The sequence below is a fragment of the Paludibacillus litoralis genome, from assembly GCF_037646705.1.
In the GTDB taxonomy this organism is placed as follows: Bacteria; Pseudomonadota; Alphaproteobacteria; order Rhodobacterales; family Rhodobacteraceae; genus Pikeienuella; species Pikeienuella litoralis.
The window spans coordinates 58,939-77,522 of record NZ_JBBHER010000002.1 but is presented as its reverse complement, the minus strand read 5'-3'; the positions used below and the strand labels follow the sequence as shown (position 1 = coordinate 77,522).

Sequence of the window (18,584 nt, the reverse complement as noted above, 5' to 3'; positions counted from 1 at the left end):
ACTCCGCATGCAGTCTCCGCGATTTCGCGCGTCTTGGCAAACAATGCCGTGATCGGCGGGCGGCTTTTCGCCGGGTCGATTGACAGCCGGCGCGATCGGCTCTATCCCCGCCGCGATCATGTAATCACATCACATTCTCTTCACCGCCCCCGGAGGCTTTCAGGACCCGATGACCGCGCGAGACTCCGACTCTCCGGCGATGCAGGCGCATGATCACGCCGCCTGCGTGCGCCGCGCGCTCGCGGAGGCCGGAGCCGCCGCGGCGGCGACCGGCGCGAACTTCACTCCGGTCCGGCGGCGCGCGCTGGAGATTCTGCTCGAAAGCCACGTCGCGCTCGGCGCCTACGACCTTCTGAGGCGGCTGGACGCGGAAGGGTTCGGCGCGCAGCCGCCGGTCGCATACCGCGCGCTGGATTTTCTGGTCGCCAACGGATTCGCCCACCGGATCGAGCGGCTGAACGCCTTCGTCGCCTGCATGCGCCCCGGCGAAGGCCACGCTCCCGCCTTCATGATCTGCCGGAAATGCCGCGCGGTGGCGGAGACCGAAGCGCGCCCGGCGCAAACCGCGCTCGGGCGGAACGCGCGCGAGCTCGGCTTCGAGATCGAAAGGACGGTGGTCGAGGCGGAGGGGCTTTGCCCGACATGCCAGACGGCGCCTCCTCGATGATTCCGGCCGCGGAGGCGCTGATCGAGGCGGCCGACGTCAGCGTCGCGCTCGGCGGGCGGCGCGTGCTCGACGGGATCGATTTCGCCATCGCCCGAGGCGAGATCGTGACCATCGTCGGGCCGAACGGCTCCGGCAAGTCGACGTTCCTGCGCGTGCTCGTCGGCGCGGCGCGCCCCGACTCGGGGAACGTCCGGCGCGCGCCGGCGCTGCGCATCGGCTATGCGCCCCAGCGCCTCCATATCGACCCGACGATGCCTATCACGGTCCGCCGGTTTCTCGACCTTCCGGCCCGGCTCGGCGACGACGCGGCCGCCATGGCCGCGCTGGCGGAGACCGGCGTCGCCCATCTCGCCGGGCGGCAGATGGCGGGGCTCTCCGGCGGGCAGACGCAGCGCGTTCTGCTGGCGCGGGCGCTGACGGCGACGCCCGATCTCCTGATCCTCGACGAGCCGACGCAAGGGCTGGACCAGCCCGGCGCGGCCGACTTCTACCGCCTGATCGAATCGGTCCGCGCGCGCACCGGCGCCGCCGTCCTGATGGTCAGCCATGATCTTCACGTGGTGATGAGCGCCTCCGACCGGGTGATCTGCCTCAACGGCCATATCTGCTGCGAAGGCGCGCCGAGCGTCGTCTCCTCCGCGCCCGAATACCGCGCGCTGTTCGGCTACGGCACCGGCGGCGCGCTCGCCCTCTATCAGCATGACCACGATCATGCGCACGAACATGAGCGCCCGGGGGCGGCCGATGCTGGATGATTTCATGGTCCGCGCCGGGCTCGCCGGGCTCGGGGTCGCGCTCGCGGCGGGGCCGCTCGGCTGTTTCGTGGTCTGGCGGCGGATGGCGTATTTCGGCGACGCGACCGCGCACGCCGCCATTCTCGGCGTCGCGCTCAGCCTCGCGTTCTCGTTTTCGATCACCTTCGGCGTCCTGCTCGCGGCTTTCGCCATGGCGATGGCGATCTCGTCGCTGTCGGGGCGCGGGCTGGCGGTGGACACGCTGCTCGGCGTCGCCGCGCACGCCGCGCTCGCCATCGGGCTGGTGGCGATGGCGCTGACCTCGGACCGGACCATCGACATCGACGCGTATCTGTTCGGGGAGATCCTGGCGGTCGGGCGGCTCGATCTCGCGCTGATCTGGGCCGGCGCCGCGCTGGTTCTCGGGTTGCTCTACTGGCGCTGGTCGGCGCTTCTGACCGCGACGATCAACGAGGAGCTCGCCTGCGCCTCCGGCGTCGATCCGCGGCGGGAGCGGCTGATCCTCACGCTCGCGCTCGCGCTCGTCGTCGCGGCGGCGCTGAAGGTGGTCGGCGCGCTGCTGATCACCGCGATGCTGATCATCCCCGCCGCCGCCGCGCGCCGCTACGCCCGCGGGCCGGAAGCGATGGCGGCGACGGCGGCGCTGATCGGGGCGGTCGCCGTCGCCGGCGGGCTTCGCGCGTCCTGGGTCCTCGACACGCCGACCGGCCCGACCATCGTCGTCGCCGCCACGGTTCTCTTTCTCGGCTCGACGCTCTTCCCCTTCGGGCGGCGGTGACGCGCGGCCGGCTTCGGCGACTCGCCGAGACATGCGGTTGACATGCCCGAGTGTTTCGCTAAGGCTTTGGCCACCCCCATGATCCGGGCCCCTCTGGCCCCGACACGAGAACCGGCGCTGAGAAGGAATGACGGGATGCCAGACCGGAGCAACCTGGAGCCGCCAACGGCGGGGGGAGCGTCATGATCGTCTGCTCCTGCACGGGAATCACCTCGAAAGACATCAGCGCCGCCATCTCATGGATGCGCGCCGCCGATCCCACCGCGATCATCACTCCGGGCAAGGTCTACCGCGCGCTCGGAAGACGCCCAGAATGTGGTGGCTGTATCCGCCTTTTCGTGGCAAACATGCGCTCCGAACTCGGTTCGGACCTGCCGGAAGAACTGCGCGGCCTGCGCAGAGGCAAGACAGCAGGAGAAGGCCTATGAAAGGCGACGCGAAAGCCATCGAATATCTCAACCGCGCGCTTCGCAGCGAGTTGACCGCGATCAACCAGTACTGGCTTCACTATCGGCTTCAGGCCGACTGGGGCGTCGGCAAGCTGGCGAAGAAATCGCGCGAGGAGAGCGTCGAAGAGATGCATCACGCCGACAAGCTGATGGATCGGATCATCTTTCTCGAAGGCCACCCGAATCTTCAATCGCTCGATCCGCTCCGAATCGGCGAGACGGTGAAGGAGACGCTGGAATGCGACCTCGCCGCCGAACAGGAGGCGCGCGCGCTCTACAAGGAGGCCCGCGAGCATTGCGAGAAGGTCGGCGATTACGTCTCGAAGGCGCTCTTCGAGGAGTTGATGGCGGACGAGGAAGGCCATATCGACTATCTTGAAACGCAGCTCGACCTCATGAGCAAGATCGGTGAGGAGAGATACGCCCAGCTCAACGCGAACTCCGCCGACGAAGCGGAGGACTGACGCCGGCCCCTACGCCGGGCGGGGGCGCCGCATCTCCCCCGACCGGCGCTGATATTGATACAGCCTCTTCCGCCGCACTGCGCCGCGCGCGCCCGGATCGTCGCTCTTCACCATTCCGAAAAGAGGTCGGCGCCAGCGCGGCGGCGACACGTTGTTTTTTCGCGCGATCGGAGGGGGCGCCCGACCGAAACAGGAGATCTACATGGAAAAATCGATCGGATCACGCCTGACGCCAACCCGGCGCGGAGCGCTGAAGACCATCGGCGCCGGCGCCGGGCTTGCGGCCGCGCTGCCACGCCTCATCGGGCCGGCGGGCGCCGAAAGCGCCGAGCCGATCAGAATCGGCTTCCAGGTTCATCGCACCGGCATCGGCGCCTCTTACGGCCACTGGTACGACCGGACGACCGAGGCCGCGATGAAGCGGATCAACGCCATGGGCGGGATCAACGGGCGCATGGTCGAGATCATCGCGGAGGATGACGGCACCGACCCGAAACGCGGCGCCGAAGTGGTGGAGAAATTCGCCACCCAGCACCGCTGCGACATCGCCTACGGCACGCTCTTCAGCCATGTCGTCGTCGGCTCGGCGCCGCGCGCGGCGGAGCTGAAGATCCCCTATTTCGTCGTCTCGGAAGGCCATCACGTCGCCGCCGGAAAGACCAATCGCTGGACCCTTCAGCCCGGCATCACCGACGTGAAGAGCCAGGTTCAGGCGATGGGGCCGTTCGTCGTCGGGAATCTCGGCAAGAAGATCACCATGATCTATCCCGATTACGGCTTCGGCTACGATCACCGCGACTTCTTCCCGCCCTCGGTCGAAGCCGCCGGCGGCGAGGTGATCGCGAAGATCGCGATCCCGCCGACCGAGACCTCCTTCACCCGCTACTTTCCGAAGATCCCCCGCGAGACCGAGGTGATCTACCACGTCATGGTCGGCCCGTCCGTCCTGACCTTCGTGCGGGAGCTGGGGGAGTTCTACGGGCCGAACGCGCCGGCGCTCTTCGGCTTCATCGACAGCCTCGAAGCCGTCGATCTCGCGACGCCCGGTCTCGAATTCCTCGAGAACAGTCATTTCTGGGAGGGATATCCGCGCTACGCGCAGGCGAACCAGACCAGCCATGACGCGCTGTACCGCGCCGCCGTCGGCGTCGACGCCAACGGCGCTTCGGTCACGGACCCCTCGGACATCTCGACCTACGGCCACATGTTCGGCTGCTGGGAGACCCTGAACGTGATCAAGGCGGGGATGGAGGCTGCGGGCTACAAGGGGCCGGAGGATCGCATCGCGCTGATCGAGGCCGTGGAGGCGATGACCGAATGGCCGCATTCGGACGATTATCCGCAAGGCCCGAAGCTCTTCAACGGCCGGACCCATCAGGTGTTCGGCCCCCAGTACATCTCCAGGGTCGAGGGCGGCAAGCTGGTGGTGAAACACACGGCCGGCATCGAGGACACCCTCTATCCCGACGAGGTCGATTACGCCAAGATGAGCTTCTGAGCCGCCGCGGCGCCGCGCTTTCGGACCCGCCCGCGGGCGGGCCGGCGCGGCGCCAATCCGACGAAGAGTGAACGCGCCACATGGATCTCGGGCCCTATCTTCTGCTCGCCACGCTCGAGGGCGCGGTCGCCGCGGCCGTGCTCGCGCTGATCGCGGTCGGGCTCAGCCTCGTCTTCGGGGTGATGCGGGTGGTGAACGTCGCGCATGGCGAATTCTTCATGCTCGGCGCCGTCGTCGCCTGGTGGATCGGAGACCGGATCGGCGGCGCGCCGGCCTGGGGCTTCGTCGCGGCGCTGATCGCGGCGCCGCTGATCGTCGCCGGCGTCGCCGCGCTGGCGGATCGGCTGGTGCTGCAAAGGCTGAACTACGACCCGGAGGCGACGATCGTCGCCACCATCGGGCTCCTCTACATCATCCAGCAGACCGTCCTGATGACCTACGGGCCGGACGCGCGCCCGGTGGCGGCGCCGTTCAGCCACCGGATCTATTTCCCGTGGTTCGGCTATTCCAGCTACAAATTCTTCGTCATCGGCGCCGCGGTCGTGGTGCTGGCGGGCGTCTGGCTCGCGATGACGCGCACTAAGGTCGGCCTGCTCCTTCGCGCCAGCCAGCTCGACGCCGAGATGGCCCGCGCCTTCGGCGTGAATGTCGGCAGGGTCTATGCGCTCACCTTCGGGCTCGGCGCCGGGCTGGCGGCGCTGGCGGCGGTTCTGGTCGCGCCGATCCAGCAGGCGCATTACCTGATGGGCGGCGACCCGCTCCTTCTCGCCTTCATCGTCGTGATCATCGGCGGGCTCGGCTCGATCCCCGGCACGATGCTCGCCGCCCTCCTGATCGGCATGTCCGACGGGATCATCTCGGTCTTCTTCTCCCCGACGCTGGCGAAGATCATCGCGACGCTTCTGGTCGCGTTCACGCTGGTCTTCCGCCCGCAAGGTCTGTTCGGAAAGCCCTCGGCGTGAGCGGCGGGGCGAAAGCCGCGCTCCTTCATGGCGCGCTTCTCGTCCTGCTGGCGGCGGCGCCCTTTCTCCTGCCGGACTACCATTCCGGCAACCTCGCCCGGATCATGGTCCTCGCGGTCTATGCGATGGGCTACAATGTCCTCTTCGGCTACACGGGGCTGCTCAGCCTCGGGCACGCGCTCTTCTTCGCCGCCGGCATGTACGGGCTCGGGCTGACGATGACGCATCTCGGCGCCCCGCCCGCGCCCGCCTTTCTCGCCGGGCTGATCGCCGCGCTCGCGACCTCCGCCGTCATCGGGTTCCTCGCGCTTCGCACCAGCGGCGTCGCCTTCATGATCGTCACGCTGATGTTCGCGCAGGCGGGCTATCTCACCATCCTGCTGTTCAGCGACTGGACCCAGGGCGATGAGGGATTCGTGATCCCGCAGGCGGCGCGACAGCTCGCCGGGGTCGATCTCTCGAACGGCGCCAACCGCTATTTCGCGGCGCTCGTGATCTTCGCCGCCGCCTTCGCCCTGCTCTCGAAACTGACGCAGGCGCCGTTCGGGCGCGCGCTGGTCGCGATCCGCGAGAACGAGGAGCGCGCGCGGATGCTCGGCTACGATGTGAAGCGGCTGAAGCTCTGGGCGATCGTCATCTCCGGCGGCCTCTCGGGCGCGGCCGGCGCCGCCTATGCGTTGCTTTTCGGCTATGCGGGGGCGAGCTTCGCCGCCGTCCAGTACTCCATCCTGCCCCTGCTCTGGGTGCTTCTTGGCGGCGCCGGCACGCTGATCGGGCCGCTGCTCGGCGTCGGGCTGATGTTCTACCTGATCGACCTCTCCTCCAGCCTCACCACCGCTCATATGCTGATCGCCGGAGCCGCGCTCGTGCTCCTGACGCTTTTCGCCCCGCAGGGCCTCGCCGGGGAGCTTCGCCGCCGGTTCTGGGGCTGGCTGCCATGAGCCTTCTGGAGACGACCGGGCTCACCCGCCGCTTCGGCGGGCTGACGGCGGTGAACGCCGTCGACTTCACGCTTCAGGCGGGGGAGATCCGGGCGCTGATCGGGCCGAACGGCGCGGGAAAATCCACCCTCGTCGGGCTGATATCCGGGCGGATTCCAGCCGACGCCGGGCGGGTGCGCCTTGACGGCGCCGACATCACCGCCCTGCCCGCCCATCGGCGGATCCGGCTCGGCATGGCCTATACGTTCCAGATCACCTCGATCTTCGCGCGGCTCTCCATTTTCGAGAATGTCGCCCTCGCCGCCCGCCCCCGGCTCGGCGACGACGCGGCCGCCCTCGCGCGCGAAGTGGAGGCGGCGCTGGCGCGCGTCGGGCTGGACGAGCGGAGCGAGGCGCGCGCCGGGGCGCTTTCCTACGGGCATCAGCGGCTTCTCGAGATCGCCATGGGCCTCGCGCAGGCGCCGCGGCTCCTGATCCTCGACGAACCGACGCAGGGCCTCGCGGAGAGCGAAATCATGCGCTTCAAGGCGCTGGTGCGTGGGCTCAAAGGCGCCGTCGCCATCCTTCTGATCGAGCACAACATGGACGTGGTGATGGAGACCGCGGACCGGATCACCGTGATGGACGCCGGCGCGGTTCTGGCCGAGGGGCCGCCGGCGGAGATCCGCGCGAGCGCCGCGGTCCAACGCGCCTATCTCGGGGCCGGCTGATGCTCAGGGTCGAAAATCTCGACGCCGGCTACGGCGATCTCAACATCCTCTTCGGCCTCGATCTGGAGGCGCGCCCGGGCGAGATCCTCTGCCTTCTCGGCCGGAACGGCGCCGGCAAGACCACGGCGATGAAGGCGATCATGGGCCTGATCCCCGCGCGCGCCGGGCGGATCACGCTCGACGGGGCGGAGATTCAGGGCCTCCCCCCGCATGAGATCCCGCGCCGGCGCATCGGCTATGTGCCGCAGGGCCGCCGGCTTTTCGCGGAGATGACCGTCGCCGAGAACATCGAGATCGGCCTGATGGCGCGCGGCTCCGGGCCCGAGGCGCGCGCGCGCGCGCTGGCGCTCTTTCCCCGCCTCCGCGAGCGGCTGGATCAGCGCGCGGACACCCTCTCGGGCGGCGAGCAACAGATGCTCGCCACTGCGCGCGCGCTCTGCCTCGAGCCCCGCGTGCTCCTCCTCGACGAGCCGACCGAAGGGCTGCAACCCTCGATGGTCGATCTGATGCGCGAGGTCACGCTGAAGCTGAAGGCCGCCGGCGTCGCCATCATCCTCGTCGAGCAGCGGATCGACACCATCCTCGCGCTCGCCGACCGGGCCGCCTTCATCGAGAATGGCCGCAACCGCGAGATGGTGAGCGGCGACGCCCTCCGCGCCGACCGGAGCCTTCTGGAAGCGCGGCTCGGCATCTGAGGCGCGGCCGGCGGCCGAGCGTCCGACCCTCACGTTTGAGTGATCATTCAATTTGAGACTTGAGCAATCGCTCAAATGCACCATATGCCGTCTACAGCGTTCGGGACCGCGCCGGGCGAGCATGATGAAGGTGACGCAACATGAATCGTCCCGGCGGCTGTGATCGCCCGATCCCAGCCTGAATCGGCGCCGCCTTCTCGCGGCGCCCCACGCCGCCACTCACGCCAACACCCCTCATTCTCAGGAGAGACCCATGACCGAGTTCACCATTCACACCGAAGAATCCGCCCCTGAAGCCTCCAAGCCGCTGATCGCCAAATCCATGGCCGCCAATGGCCGCCTGCCGGGACTGCACGCCGTGATGGCCGAGGCGCCCGGCTTGCTGGAGGCCTACCAGCGGACGCACGAACTGTTCGTCAACTCCAGCTTCGACAAGGACGAGCTGACCGTCGTGTGGCAGACCATCAACGTTGAAAACGAATGCCATTACTGCGTTCCCGCCCACACCGGCATCGCCAAGATGATGAAGGTGGACGACGCGATCACGGACGCGTTGCGCAATGAGACCCCGCTGCCGAATGCTCGGCTCGAAGCGCTCCGCACCTTCACGCTGAAGCTGGTCCGTGATCGCGGCGTCGTGTCCGATGAGGATGTGCAGGCCTTCCTCGACGCGGGCTTCACCAAACGCAATATTCTCGAAGTGATCCTGGGATACGCTCAGAAGATCATGTCCAACTACACCAACCATCTGGCGAACACGCCGGTGGACAAGGTGTTCGAGAAGTTTTCCTGGTCGCGGACCGACAAGGCCGCCTGATCCGGACCGCGGCCCCCAGCGGGGGCCGCGCGCCCCGGCGTGCGGAAAAGGGCGCCTGACACGCCCCGCGCGCCGGGACCCCGGCGCCCCTTCGATCCTCCATCGCGATTTGGAGACCGGCCCGGATGGTCCTGCGCCACCCCTCGCCGAGCTTCGTTCGCGCCGGGAGCCAGAGACCGCTCTTGACGCCGCCCCTTGCCGTCGGGCCATTCTCGTTTGCGTTCGACATCTGCGATCTTCGACTGTGGTTTCATGGGAAAGCCAGTCCTGAAAGGAAAACGACATGACGCCCCAACCGCTTCGCATCGACATCGTATCGGACGTGATGTGCCCCTGGTGCATCATAGGCTACCGCCAGCTCGCCCAGGCGCTGGAGGAGACCGGCGCCCCGCATGAGGTTCATTGGCACCCGTTCGAATTGAATCCGGAGATGCCCCCCGAGGGGCAGAACATGCGTGAGCATATCGTCGAGAAATATGGCTCCACCCCCGAACAATCCGCCCAAAGCCGCGCGCAGATGACGGCGCTCGGCGCCGATCTGGGCTTCGATTTCCGCTTTTCGGACGCCATGCGGATGCACAACACTTTCGCCGCCCACCAGCTGCTGCATTGGGCGGACCAAGAGGGCCGCAAACACGATCTGAAGATGGCCCTGTTCACGGCCCATTTCACCAACCGGCGCGATCTGTCGGACATCGCCGTGCTGGCGGATGTCGCGGGCGAAATCGGGCTGGACCGGGACGAAGCGCTGGCCGTGCTTGAGGATCGGCGCTTTGCGGACGCGGTGCGGGAACAGGAGAAATTCTGGCTGCGTCAGGGGATTCAGGGCGTTCCGGCCGTAATCTTCGATCGCAAGCATCTGGTCACGGGCGCCCAGGGCGTGGAGAATTACACCAGCATCCTGCGCCAGCTCGCAAAGCAGGAGGCCTGACCACATGCCCCGCGCCGCCCCCTATGACCGTGACGCGGCGCTCGACGCGGCCATGTCCCTGTTCTGGGACAAGGGGTACCACGCGACATCGCTCAAGGAGCTGGAATCGGCGCTGCGCATGAAGCCGGGCAGCATCTACGCCGCGTTCAAAAGCAAGGAAAACCTCTATCTTCTCGCGCTCGAGAGGTATTTCACGAACTCGCGTCGGCGGTTCCGCAAACAGGTGGCGCAGGCGGCGTCGCCGTTGCAGGGACTGGCGGATCATCTGCGCTCCTACGCCCGCCTATCCGGCGATGACGCGGCGCGAAAGGCCTGCATGCTGACCAAGACGATGATCGACACACGGTCGACCGACCCGGCGATCGCGGAACGCTCTCGCGCGTATCTGCGCGCCATGCGGGCTGAGATCGCCGGAGCGTTCGAGGCGGCGAAGGCGCGCGGCGAACTTCCTCCGAACGCCGACCCCGACCGGCATGCGCGCCGCTACCAGGCGAACCTCACCGCCCTGCGGTTGGAGCTTCACCAAGGCGCGGGACAGGCCGACCTTGAGGATCTGGCCGAGGACATGGCGCGCGAGGTTGAAGCGCTCGCACCCTGACGCGGCCGCCTCGGGCGCCGGGCTTTCAGCGCATCAAGCGGGCTGTCGGCGCCGTTGGCGCAGCGTTTCATCCCGGTCATGGGCCCGTGGCCGGTCCCGGCCCGCGTCAGGCGCCTGGCCCGCAGTCGATGCTGCGCGGCGGGTGTCCGCCCCGGCGGCCGAGATTCACGCTCAGGTCGCGCAGGGCCGTGCGCAGCCCCTCCTCGATCACCGGGTGATAAAAGGGCATCTCCAGCGCCGTATCCACGTCCATCCCGGCCTGTATCGCCCAGGCCAGCAGATGCGCCAGATGCTCGCCCCCCGGCGCGATCATCTCCGCGCCGAGCAGGCGGCCGGTGGCGCGCTCGCCATAGATGCGCAGCAGGCCGCGGTTCCGGCGCAGCACGCGCGCGCGGCCCTGATCGACGAAATCCACCTCGCCGATGGCGAAGCCCCGCGCGCCTTCGCAGAGGTCCGCGAAGGACGCGCCCACCGTGGCGATGTTGGGATCGGTGAAGACGATCCCCAGAGGCGTGCGGCGGCGATGGGGCGTCACATCGGGAAAGCGCCCGGCGTTGGCGCCCGCGATGCGGCCGTCGTCGGCGGCTTCGTGCAGCAGCGGGATGCGGGCGGCGACATCGCCCGCGAAGAAGATATGGCCGCCCTCCGCCTGCATGGTCAGCGGATCGACCTCCGGCGCGCCGCGGTCATCGAGCCGGAGGCCGGAGGCCGCGAGGTTGAGCCCGTCGAGCGCCGGCGCCCTGCCCGTCGCGGCCAGAAGCCAGTCGAAGCGCTCTTCATGTGTGACGCCGCCTTCATCGAACCGCACCACCACCCTGTCGCCCTCGCGCGTGATCTCCCGCACGTCGGCGTCTGGAAGGAACGGCAGGGCGGCCCCGATGACGGCGGCGGCGGCGGCGCGCACCGCGGGATCGCGAAGCGGGCCGACGCCGCCGCCGCGGCCGAAAAGCCTGACCCGCACGCCCAGCCGCGCGAGCGCCAGCGCGAGCTCCAGCCCGATCGAGCCGGCGCCGAAGACCGCAACCGATTCAGGCAGGTCGGTCCAGTCGAACACGTCGTCATTGACGATGAGCCTGTCGCCGACCGCGTCGAAGACAGACGGCCGGACCGGGACCGACCCGGTGGCGACGACGATGCGCCGGGCGCGCACGGTCTCGCCAGTGTCGAGCCGCAGGGTATGCGGATCCTCGAACCGCGCGCCGCCCTTCAGGCGCTGGGAGGGATCGAACCCCTCCACCGTCTCGATCACGAAGCCGACGAAGCGGTCGCGCTCCCGCCGGACCCGGTTCATCACCTCGGCCCCGTCGACGCGCGGCGCGCCGGCGTGGACGCCGAAACCGGCGGCTTCGCGCACCGCCTCGGCCGCTTCGGCCGCCGCGATCAACAGTTTCGAGGGCATGCAGCCCACACGGGCGCAGGTGGTGCCATAGGGCCCGCCCTCGATCAGGACGACCCGGTCGGTGTGCTTGCGCGCCGCGTGATAGGCCCCCATGCCGGCGGTGCCTGCGCCGATGACGGCGACATCAACCTCACGCATGGCTCACGCCATCCGCCAACCGCCCATGCGCGCCGGCGCCGCCGGCGATGGCGCGGTTCTTTCCGTCGAGTGTCATGCGCGTTTCGCCCTTCTCTGCTGTCGAAGAGACTCTGTGACTGCGGGCGCTGAAATCAAGCTGTTCCGTCAGGTTTTTCCGTTTCGCTCCTTGCGGGTCACGCGCGTCTCTTCGCGCTCGGCGCCTCTTCGTCAGCCGTGGCCTGCTGGCGGAGACGCGCGAAGAGTCGCCTGAGCCGCGTCAGATCCAGTCAGAAGGATGGATGGATCGGCGCGGGCCGCATCGCCCGTTTCCGTGCGGTTGAGGCCGGAGAGGCCGCAACCGCAATCAAGGGCGGGCTCACTCCGCGCGGCGCGGCGACCCCAGCAGAAACTCGGTGACGACCTGGTTGAACAACGCGGGCCGCTCCAGATGCGCGATATGCGCACAGTCCGGCAGAATGGCCAGTTGCGCGTCCGGCAGGCCGCGGCGCAAGCCGACGAACTGCTCCAGCGAAAAGGATCGATCACGCTCGCCGGCGATGACCAAAGTCGGCATCGTGATCTCGGCCAGGCGCGCGCGAATGTCCCAATCGCTGCAGGCGGCGAGCGTCGCGGCCGCCTTCTCCACCTCGACATTCGTCAATGCTTCGCGGCAGAGGTGAAAATACGGGGTGTCCGCTCCCTCGACGAACCAGGTTTCGGCGATGCGCGTCGCCGTCGCGGCCAGCCCGTCCCGGCGGAAGCGCGCCACCGACTCTTCGACGGTCTCGAAGCGCGCGGCGGTGTCGATGAAGGCGGAGCTGCCATAGATCACCAGACGCTCAACGCGGTCCGGTTGCGCCAGCGCCATCTCCTGCACGATGAAGCCGCCTATCGAGCTGCCGACAAGATGGAAGCGCTCGACTCCAAGCGCGTCCAGCTGTTCGAACACGGCTGCGCTGAAGTCGCGCGGCGCGCCCGGCGCAGGCGCCGCGGCGCTGGCCCCGAAACCCGGCAGATCGACGGCGATCGTGTCAAAGAAGCGGGCGAAATGCGCTATCGCCGGCCGCCAGAGGCAGCTGCCGCCGAGAAAGCCATGCACCAGAACCAGCGTCGGCCCTTGCCCGCGTCGGACGTAGTTGATCATCGTTTCACCTCAGTACGTTTGGCAGCCAGAGCGCCAGGTTGGGGAACAGGAACAGCAATACGATCATCACCGCCAGCATCGCGACGAAGGGCAGGCTGCCGACGATGACATCGGTGATCGACACCTTGTCGGGGGCCAGCCCCTGGATGACGAACAGGTTGAGCCCGACCGGAGGCGTCAACACCGCGATCTCCATGGTGATGGTGAAGACGATGCCGAACCAAACCAGATCGAAGCCGAGCGCCTGCACGATGGGGAACACCGTCGGCAAGGTGATGAACAGCATCGAGGTCGGCTCAAGGAACATGCCGATCACCAGATAAAAGAGAATGATCAGGCAAATCAGCACGGTCGGCGGCAACGCCGTCGCGGTCAGCGCGGCGGCCAACTCCTGCGGCACGCCATAGAAATTCAGCACGTAGCCGAACAGCAGCGCCCCCGCCAGCATCAACCCCAGAAAGCCCATGGTGCGCATGGTCGCCAGCAGCGCCTGGCCGAGAGCCGCGACGGTGAGGCCGCCGAACGCGAAGGCGAGCAGCAAGGTGAACACCACCGCGACGGCGGCCGCTTCGGTGGGCGTGGCGACGCCGAAGTAGATCGAGGCGATGATGACGAAGCCGATGATGAGAACCGGCGACACGCCGACCACAAGATCGCGCCAATCGAAGCGCTGCCCGTCGGCGCGCGCGGGCACGCCGGCCGGGTCGAACAGGCGCCAGCCGAACACCACCAGCGCGAAGAGCAGGGTCATCACCAGGCCCGGCGCGACGCCGGCGACGAAAAGCTGGCCGATCGAGGTGTCGGTGATGATGCCGAAGTAAAGCAGGATAAGGCTGGGCGGAAGCAGCACGCTGAGCGTGCCGCCGGCCGCGACGACGCCGGCGGCCAGGCGCCGGTCATAGCCGAGCCGCAGCATCTCCGGCAGCGCGACCCCGCCGATGGTGAGCGCCCCGATCATGCTTGAGCCGCAGACGGCGCCGAAACCGGCGCAGGCGCCGACGCTGCCGATGGCCGCCGATCCCGGCATGCGGACCCCGCGATGCATCGCGCGGTAGAGCGCCGTGCCGATATTCGAGCGGCCGACCAGCTCCCCCAGGAAGACGAACAGCGGCACCGCCAGCAGGATGTAGTTGAACCAGGTCTGCCAGATCATGAACTCCGCGCCCATCAGGGCCCGGCGCAGATCCTGGACATGCCAGAAGAACGGGATCGCGGCGCCGGCCAGCGCGAAGGGCAGCGGAAGGCCGATGGCGACGAGCACAAGCAACAGCGCCAGAATGCCGGCGAGCGCCTCGTACCACTCCATCTCAACGCTCCCCGCCGAGGAAATTCTCGGCAAGACGGATCATCGCAAGACCTATGAAGACGACGAACGCCAGCGCGACCGGGATCCACAACCAGAATTCGGGCCACTCGATCACGTTGGAGACCGAACCGTTGCGCCATGTGCGCGAGACGGCTTTGACCGCGACGGTGGCGAAGAAGACGCCGATCGCCGCCATCAGCATCAGGTTGAAGATATCCAGGGCCCGCTTCACCGGCCCCGGCAGCACGTCGAGCAGCAGCGTGACCCGCGGCAACGCGTCGCTTTTGAATGCATGGGCGAGCCCGAGAAACGCAATCGGCACCAGCAGCAGCGCCGTGGCCTCGGTGACCAGCGCGTCGGGCGCGCGGAACGCATAGCGCGCCACGACGCCGTAACTGATCCACAAGGTCACGACCGCCATCAAGGCGGCGCCGAACCAGGCGAGCCCGTCCGCCGCCCATGCGAAACCACGACGCATCCGCCCCACGCCGCCTTGACGCGCGCCGCCGCCGTCGTCAGCCGTCAGTCTCAAAATGCGTAGGCCTTGAACAAGGCTTCGACCTCGGCGCCGAGCTCGGGCCCGCAATTCTCATCCTGCTTGACCTCGTCCCACCAGCCGTCCTGAAGCTGCGCCACCATGCGGGCGCGGTCGTCCTTGCTGACGGAACGGGCGTTCAGGCCGCCGTTCATCACCGCGTCGCCGACCTTGCGGTCGATCCAGTCGGTATAGCGCGGAGATGTCCATTCCTCGGCCTCGCTGGCCGCCGCCAGAACCGCCTTCTGATCCTCCGGCGAGAGCTCGTCGAAGCGGTCCTTGTTCATGGTGTAGACGGTGTTGCCGTAGTAGAGGTCGGCGTTCACCATATACGGCAGCACTTCGAAGAGGCCGAGCGACGAGGATGTCGCCACGCCCATATTGATGCTGTCGACGACGCCGCGCTCGGCGGCCTGATAGGTTTCGGCCGGCGGAATGAACACCGGCGAGCCGCCCCACAGCTCGATCGTCCTGGTCACGATCGGGCTGACCGAGCGAACCAGGCGCTCTTCGAGTTGGTCGAGCTTCTCGATTGGTTCACGGAAGAACCATTCCTGATCATAGGAGAAGTTCGAGGACATCAGCACCACCGCGCCGGCTTCCTCGAACTGCTTGCCGATAAGCGCCATCAGCTTTCTGTCGAATTCGACGTGCTTGCTGTAGTCGATCGGAGTTGGCGCGAAAAACACCTTCCTGTAGCAGGACACCCGAGCGTCGACGAGGGGCGTCGCCGCGGCGTCGGCCAGGCCGGCGGTCACGGCGTCCCAGGCCTTGGGCAGCGGCGCCAGCGTGCTGGACGGGAACAGCTTGAACGTGACCCGCCCGTCCGTCTTCTGCTTCACCAGGTCGGCGAATTTCTCCAGTCCCTTGTAGCGGATATCGGCGGTGGTCACGTAAGTGCCGAGATGCAGCTCCGTCGCGTTCGCGGCCGTTGTCGCCGCTGCGGCGCCGAAGGCCATCAGCGCCGCGCTCAAGGTGGTGCGCATTGTCTTCATTGCAGTCTCCCGGTTGCTTGTTGTTGCGGTATTCGTGTTCGGCCGAAACATTCAGGCGCGACATGCAGTCAGCGCAGCCGAATCTCCATGAGGATCAAGCCCGCCCTCTCGCGTTCGCGGGGGGCGGATACGCCCGTCCGCGCCGCGCCTGAGAATGGCGTGCGGCCCTTCAAGCGCATGCAGGTCATTATCGCTGGCGCGCGCCGGCGACGAAGCAGGCGCGGCGGCGGATGGCGCCGCGCCCGGCCCCCATCACCATGGTCGCCGAGGCCCCGACTTTGGATGCGGGTAAGGCGCGCCAGAGCCCCCGCGGGGCGCACAGCGGCTTGACCATGACGTCCATGTTTCCCTCCAGCGCATTTTGAACTATATAGGACTGTAGCAGTGCGGCGTTTCCCCGTCTAGAATTTTCGTCGTCGCTGGCAACTGGGAGGCGGTTCGTGCCAATCAAATCCTTGGATGAAATCTCGCACTCCCTCGCCATGGCGAACGGCGTTCGCGGCGCTGGGCCGAAATACCGGCTGCTCTATGACCAGATCCTGCGGTTTATCGAGCTTGGCCGCTGGAAGGCGGGCGACCGGCTGCCTCCGGAAGCCGAGTTCGCCCAGCGCATGCCGGTCAGTCTCGGCACCGTGCAGAAGGCGCTGCGGCTCTTGGCCGAGGATGGCCTGCTGGTGCGCCGGCACGGCGACGGCACCTATGTCGCCGCGCCTGCGGTCAACGCCGCTGAAATCCGCTATTTCCGCTTTGTCGACGACGCCGGCCGCCAGTTGCCGGTGTATCCCAAGGTGCTGTCCGTCGAGCGCACCGGCGAGGCGGGCCCGTGGTGCGACTTTTTCCGTGATGAAAAGGATTTCGTGCGCATTACGCGGCTGGTCAGCGTGAACCGGGAATTCTCCGCCTTTGGCGAGTTCTATCTGCCTGCGAGCCGCTTCGCGATGTTCCTGGACTACACGCCGCAGGCGCTGGACGGCGTCGCTTTCACCCATCTGCTCGCCACGCGCTTCAATGCGCCGGCGCTTCGTATCTCGCAACGGATCGACTTCGCCGCGATCCCGGCGCGGGCCTGCGCGCTGATCGGGGTCGAGCCGGGCACCGCCGGCCTGCTGTGGTCGAACCGCGCCCATAGCTTCCGCGACGTGCCGCTCTACTTCCAGCGCTTCCACCTGCCGCCCAACGGGCGCAGTCTGGAGCTCTGGGACCATGTCGCCTAGAGGCGCAGCCAAAAATCCGGGCGCATTCGCCGACAGATCATCGGCCGGCATGGAGCGCGCAACGACCTGAATCCGCCCGCCGAATCGGGGCGAGATCGCCGAAGATCGACATTGCTTAGCATAGCTAATCTGAGGCTGAAAATTTGATCCATTAAGTCCTGAGGCCTGTTCCGATATCCTCCGGAGGGAGGCGCATCGACGTCATCGCTCTGGAGGAAACGAGAACATGAATCTCAGCAAGATGCTGCACCGCCGTGATGAGGAGGGCCGGCCGATCCGGGTCGGCGTCATCGGGGCCGGGAAATTCGGCGCGATGTTCCTCGCGCAGGCCCGCCTGACGAAGGGCATGCATGTGGTCGGCATCGCCGATCTGAATGTGGAGCGGGCGCGTGAGACCTGCCGCCGGACCGGCTGGCCAGATGCGCAATACCGCGCAGCCAACGCCGCCGACGCCATGGCGGCGCAGTCGACCTGGATCACCGACGACTCCGCCGCGCTGATCGAGACCGATGGCGTCGACATCATCGTCGAGGCGACAGGAAACCCCGCGGCGGGGATCGCGCATTGCCTGAAGACGATCGGCTCCGGCAAGCATATCGTGATGGTGAATGTGGAGGCGGACGCCGTCGCAGGCCCGCTTTTGGCGAAGAAGGCGCGCGACGCCGGGGTCATATACAGCCTCGCCTATGGCGACCAGCCGTCGATCATCTGCGAGCAGGTCGATTGGGCGCGCGCATGCGGCTTCCGCGTCGTCAGCGCCGGCAAGGGCACGCGCTATCTGCCCAAATTCCACCAGTCGACGCCCGACACGGTGTGGGACAATTTCGGCCTCGCCCCCGAAATCGCCGAGCGCGGGGGCATGAACCCCAAGATGTACAATTCCTTCATCGACGGCACCAAATCGGGCATCGAGATGACCGCCGTCTGCAACGCGACGGGCCTGACGCCGCAGCCGAACGGGCTCAATTTCTCGCCGGCCTCTTGTTACGAACTCGCCGAGATCTGCAAGCCGAAGCAGGAGGGCGGAACGCTGAGCCATATGGGAACGACGGAAGTCGTCTCGTCGCTCCATCGCGACGGCTCTCCCGTCGAGCATCATCTGCAGATCGGCACCTATGTCGTCGTCGAAGCGGAGACGGAGTATGTCCGCAACTGCAACGAGGAGTTCAACTTCCTGCCCGACAGCAGTTTCCGCTTCTCGGCGCAGTACCGCCCGACCCATCTGATCGGGCTGGAGCTGGGGATATCCATCGCTTCAATCGCGCTCCGCGGCGAAGCGACGGGCGCGCCGGACGGATTCCGCTCGGACTGCGTCGCCACGGCGAAGCGCGACCTTGCGGCTGGCGAGATGCTGGACGGCGAGGGCGGCTATTGCGTCTGGGGCAAACAGATGCCGGCGGAAGCCTCGCTGGAGATCGGCGCCCTGCCGCTGGGCCTCGCCGCCGACGTCAAGCTGAAGAACGCCAAGAAGGCGGGAGAGACAGTGACCTGGGCGGATGTCGTCGTGGATGAGGCTGACGTCGCCGTCACGACGCGCCGAGAGATGGAGCGGACATTCGGGCCGAAGGCGCGCTGAAGCGCCTGACGGCGGGTTGAACAGGAAATCCGG

At 67.4% G+C, this 18,584-nt stretch carries 20 protein-coding genes; 15 read left to right on the top strand and 5 right to left on the bottom strand.

Annotated features, from left to right (window positions below):
- The first annotated feature begins 169 nt into the window (after positions 1-169).
- The 13 genes from WG921_RS01465 to WG921_RS01405 all read left to right on the top strand — a co-directional run bounded on the left by WG921_RS01465 (position 170) and on the right by WG921_RS01405 (position 10,265).
- Positions 170-667, top strand: a complete 498-nt coding sequence (locus WG921_RS01465) for a Fur family transcriptional regulator (RefSeq protein ID WP_340107408.1) — start codon at positions 170-172, stop codon at positions 665-667.
- Positions 643-1,422: a metal ABC transporter ATP-binding protein gene (locus tag WG921_RS01460; RefSeq protein WP_340107997.1), complete on the top strand. Its 780-nt coding sequence runs from the start codon at positions 643-645 to the stop codon at positions 1,420-1,422. Before WG921_RS01465 ends, WG921_RS01460 begins: the two co-directional genes overlap by 25 nt.
- Positions 1,412-2,200 (top strand): iron chelate uptake ABC transporter family permease subunit, encoded by a 789-nt coding sequence (locus tag WG921_RS01455; RefSeq protein ID WP_340107407.1) that lies wholly within the window; start codon positions 1,412-1,414, stop codon positions 2,198-2,200. Before WG921_RS01460 ends, WG921_RS01455 begins: the two co-directional genes overlap by 11 nt.
- 182 nt (positions 2,201-2,382) lie before the next feature.
- Complete coding sequence (locus WG921_RS01450; RefSeq protein ID WP_340107406.1) at positions 2,383-2,628, top strand: (2Fe-2S)-binding protein; 246 nt, start codon at positions 2,383-2,385, stop codon at positions 2,626-2,628.
- Positions 2,625-3,113, top strand: a complete 489-nt coding sequence (gene bfr, locus WG921_RS01445) for a bacterioferritin (protein ID WP_340107405.1) — start codon at positions 2,625-2,627, stop codon at positions 3,111-3,113. Before WG921_RS01450 ends, bfr begins: the two co-directional genes overlap by 4 nt.
- A 202-nt stretch (positions 3,114-3,315) precedes the next feature.
- Entirely contained in the window at positions 3,316-4,611 is a 1,296-nt protein-coding gene (locus WG921_RS01440) for an ABC transporter substrate-binding protein (RefSeq protein ID WP_340107404.1), read from the top strand.
- Between the two features lie 80 nt (positions 4,612-4,691).
- Entirely contained in the window at positions 4,692-5,573 is an 882-nt protein-coding gene (locus WG921_RS01435) for a branched-chain amino acid ABC transporter permease (RefSeq protein WP_340107403.1), read from the top strand.
- On the top strand, positions 5,570-6,514 hold the full coding sequence (locus WG921_RS01430; RefSeq protein ID WP_340107401.1) for a branched-chain amino acid ABC transporter permease: 945 nt from the start codon (positions 5,570-5,572) through the stop codon (positions 6,512-6,514). The genes WG921_RS01435 and WG921_RS01430 overlap by 4 nt, the downstream gene beginning before the upstream one ends.
- Positions 6,511-7,224, top strand: a complete 714-nt coding sequence (locus WG921_RS01425; protein WP_340107400.1) for an ABC transporter ATP-binding protein — start codon at positions 6,511-6,513, stop codon at positions 7,222-7,224. The genes WG921_RS01430 and WG921_RS01425 overlap by 4 nt, the downstream gene beginning before the upstream one ends.
- The gene (locus tag WG921_RS01420) at positions 7,224-7,919 is read left to right on the top strand and encodes an ABC transporter ATP-binding protein (protein WP_340107399.1); all 696 of its coding nucleotides are present in this window, start codon (positions 7,224-7,226) and stop codon (positions 7,917-7,919) included. Before WG921_RS01425 ends, WG921_RS01420 begins: the two co-directional genes overlap by 1 nt.
- 253 nt (positions 7,920-8,172) lie before the next feature.
- Positions 8,173-8,736, top strand: a complete 564-nt coding sequence (locus WG921_RS01415; RefSeq protein WP_340107398.1) for a carboxymuconolactone decarboxylase family protein — start codon at positions 8,173-8,175, stop codon at positions 8,734-8,736.
- 283 nt (positions 8,737-9,019) lie between these two features.
- Positions 9,020-9,667, top strand: a complete 648-nt coding sequence (locus tag WG921_RS01410) for a DsbA family oxidoreductase (RefSeq protein WP_340107397.1) — start codon at positions 9,020-9,022, stop codon at positions 9,665-9,667.
- Positions 9,668-9,671: 4 nt separating this feature from the next.
- Positions 9,672-10,265 carry a TetR/AcrR family transcriptional regulator gene (locus tag WG921_RS01405; RefSeq protein ID WP_340107396.1) on the top strand — a complete coding sequence of 198 codons (594 nt, stop codon included), beginning with the start codon at positions 9,672-9,674 and terminating at the stop codon, positions 10,263-10,265.
- A gap of 106 nt (positions 10,266-10,371) precedes the next feature.
- Here the strand turns inward: WG921_RS01405 and WG921_RS01400 are convergent, their stop codons facing one another.
- The 5 genes from WG921_RS01400 to dctP all read right to left on the bottom strand — a co-directional run bounded on the left by WG921_RS01400 (position 10,372) and on the right by dctP (position 15,761).
- Positions 10,372-11,802, bottom strand: a complete 1,431-nt coding sequence (locus tag WG921_RS01400; protein ID WP_340107395.1) for a dihydrolipoyl dehydrogenase — start codon at positions 11,800-11,802, stop codon at positions 10,372-10,374.
- Positions 11,803-12,157: 355 nt separating this feature from the next.
- Positions 12,158-12,925 carry an alpha/beta fold hydrolase gene (locus WG921_RS01395; RefSeq protein WP_340107394.1) on the bottom strand — a complete coding sequence of 256 codons (768 nt, stop codon included), beginning with the start codon at positions 12,923-12,925 and terminating at the stop codon, positions 12,158-12,160.
- Between the two features lie 4 nt (positions 12,926-12,929).
- Positions 12,930-14,231: a TRAP transporter large permease gene (locus WG921_RS01390; protein ID WP_340107393.1), complete on the bottom strand. Its 1,302-nt coding sequence runs from the start codon at positions 14,229-14,231 to the stop codon at positions 12,930-12,932.
- Between the two features lies 1 nt (position 14,232).
- Complete coding sequence (locus WG921_RS01385; RefSeq protein ID WP_340107392.1) at positions 14,233-14,709, bottom strand: TRAP transporter small permease; 477 nt, start codon at positions 14,707-14,709, stop codon at positions 14,233-14,235.
- A gap of 50 nt (positions 14,710-14,759) precedes the next feature.
- Positions 14,760-15,761, bottom strand: coding sequence for a TRAP transporter substrate-binding protein DctP (gene dctP, locus WG921_RS01380; RefSeq protein WP_340107390.1), 1,002 nt, complete (start codon positions 15,759-15,761; stop codon positions 14,760-14,762).
- Between the two features lie 455 nt (positions 15,762-16,216).
- On the opposite strand from dctP, the gene WG921_RS01375 reads away from it, so the two are divergent.
- Both WG921_RS01375 and WG921_RS01370 read left to right on the top strand, forming a co-directional pair.
- The gene (locus tag WG921_RS01375; protein ID WP_340107388.1) at positions 16,217-16,975 is read left to right on the top strand and encodes a GntR family transcriptional regulator; all 759 of its coding nucleotides are present in this window, start codon (positions 16,217-16,219) and stop codon (positions 16,973-16,975) included.
- 226 nt (positions 16,976-17,201) lie between these two features.
- Complete coding sequence (locus tag WG921_RS01370) at positions 17,202-18,551, top strand: NAD(P)H-dependent oxidoreductase (RefSeq protein ID WP_340107387.1); 1,350 nt, start codon at positions 17,202-17,204, stop codon at positions 18,549-18,551.
- Positions 18,552-18,584 lie beyond the last annotated feature (33 nt).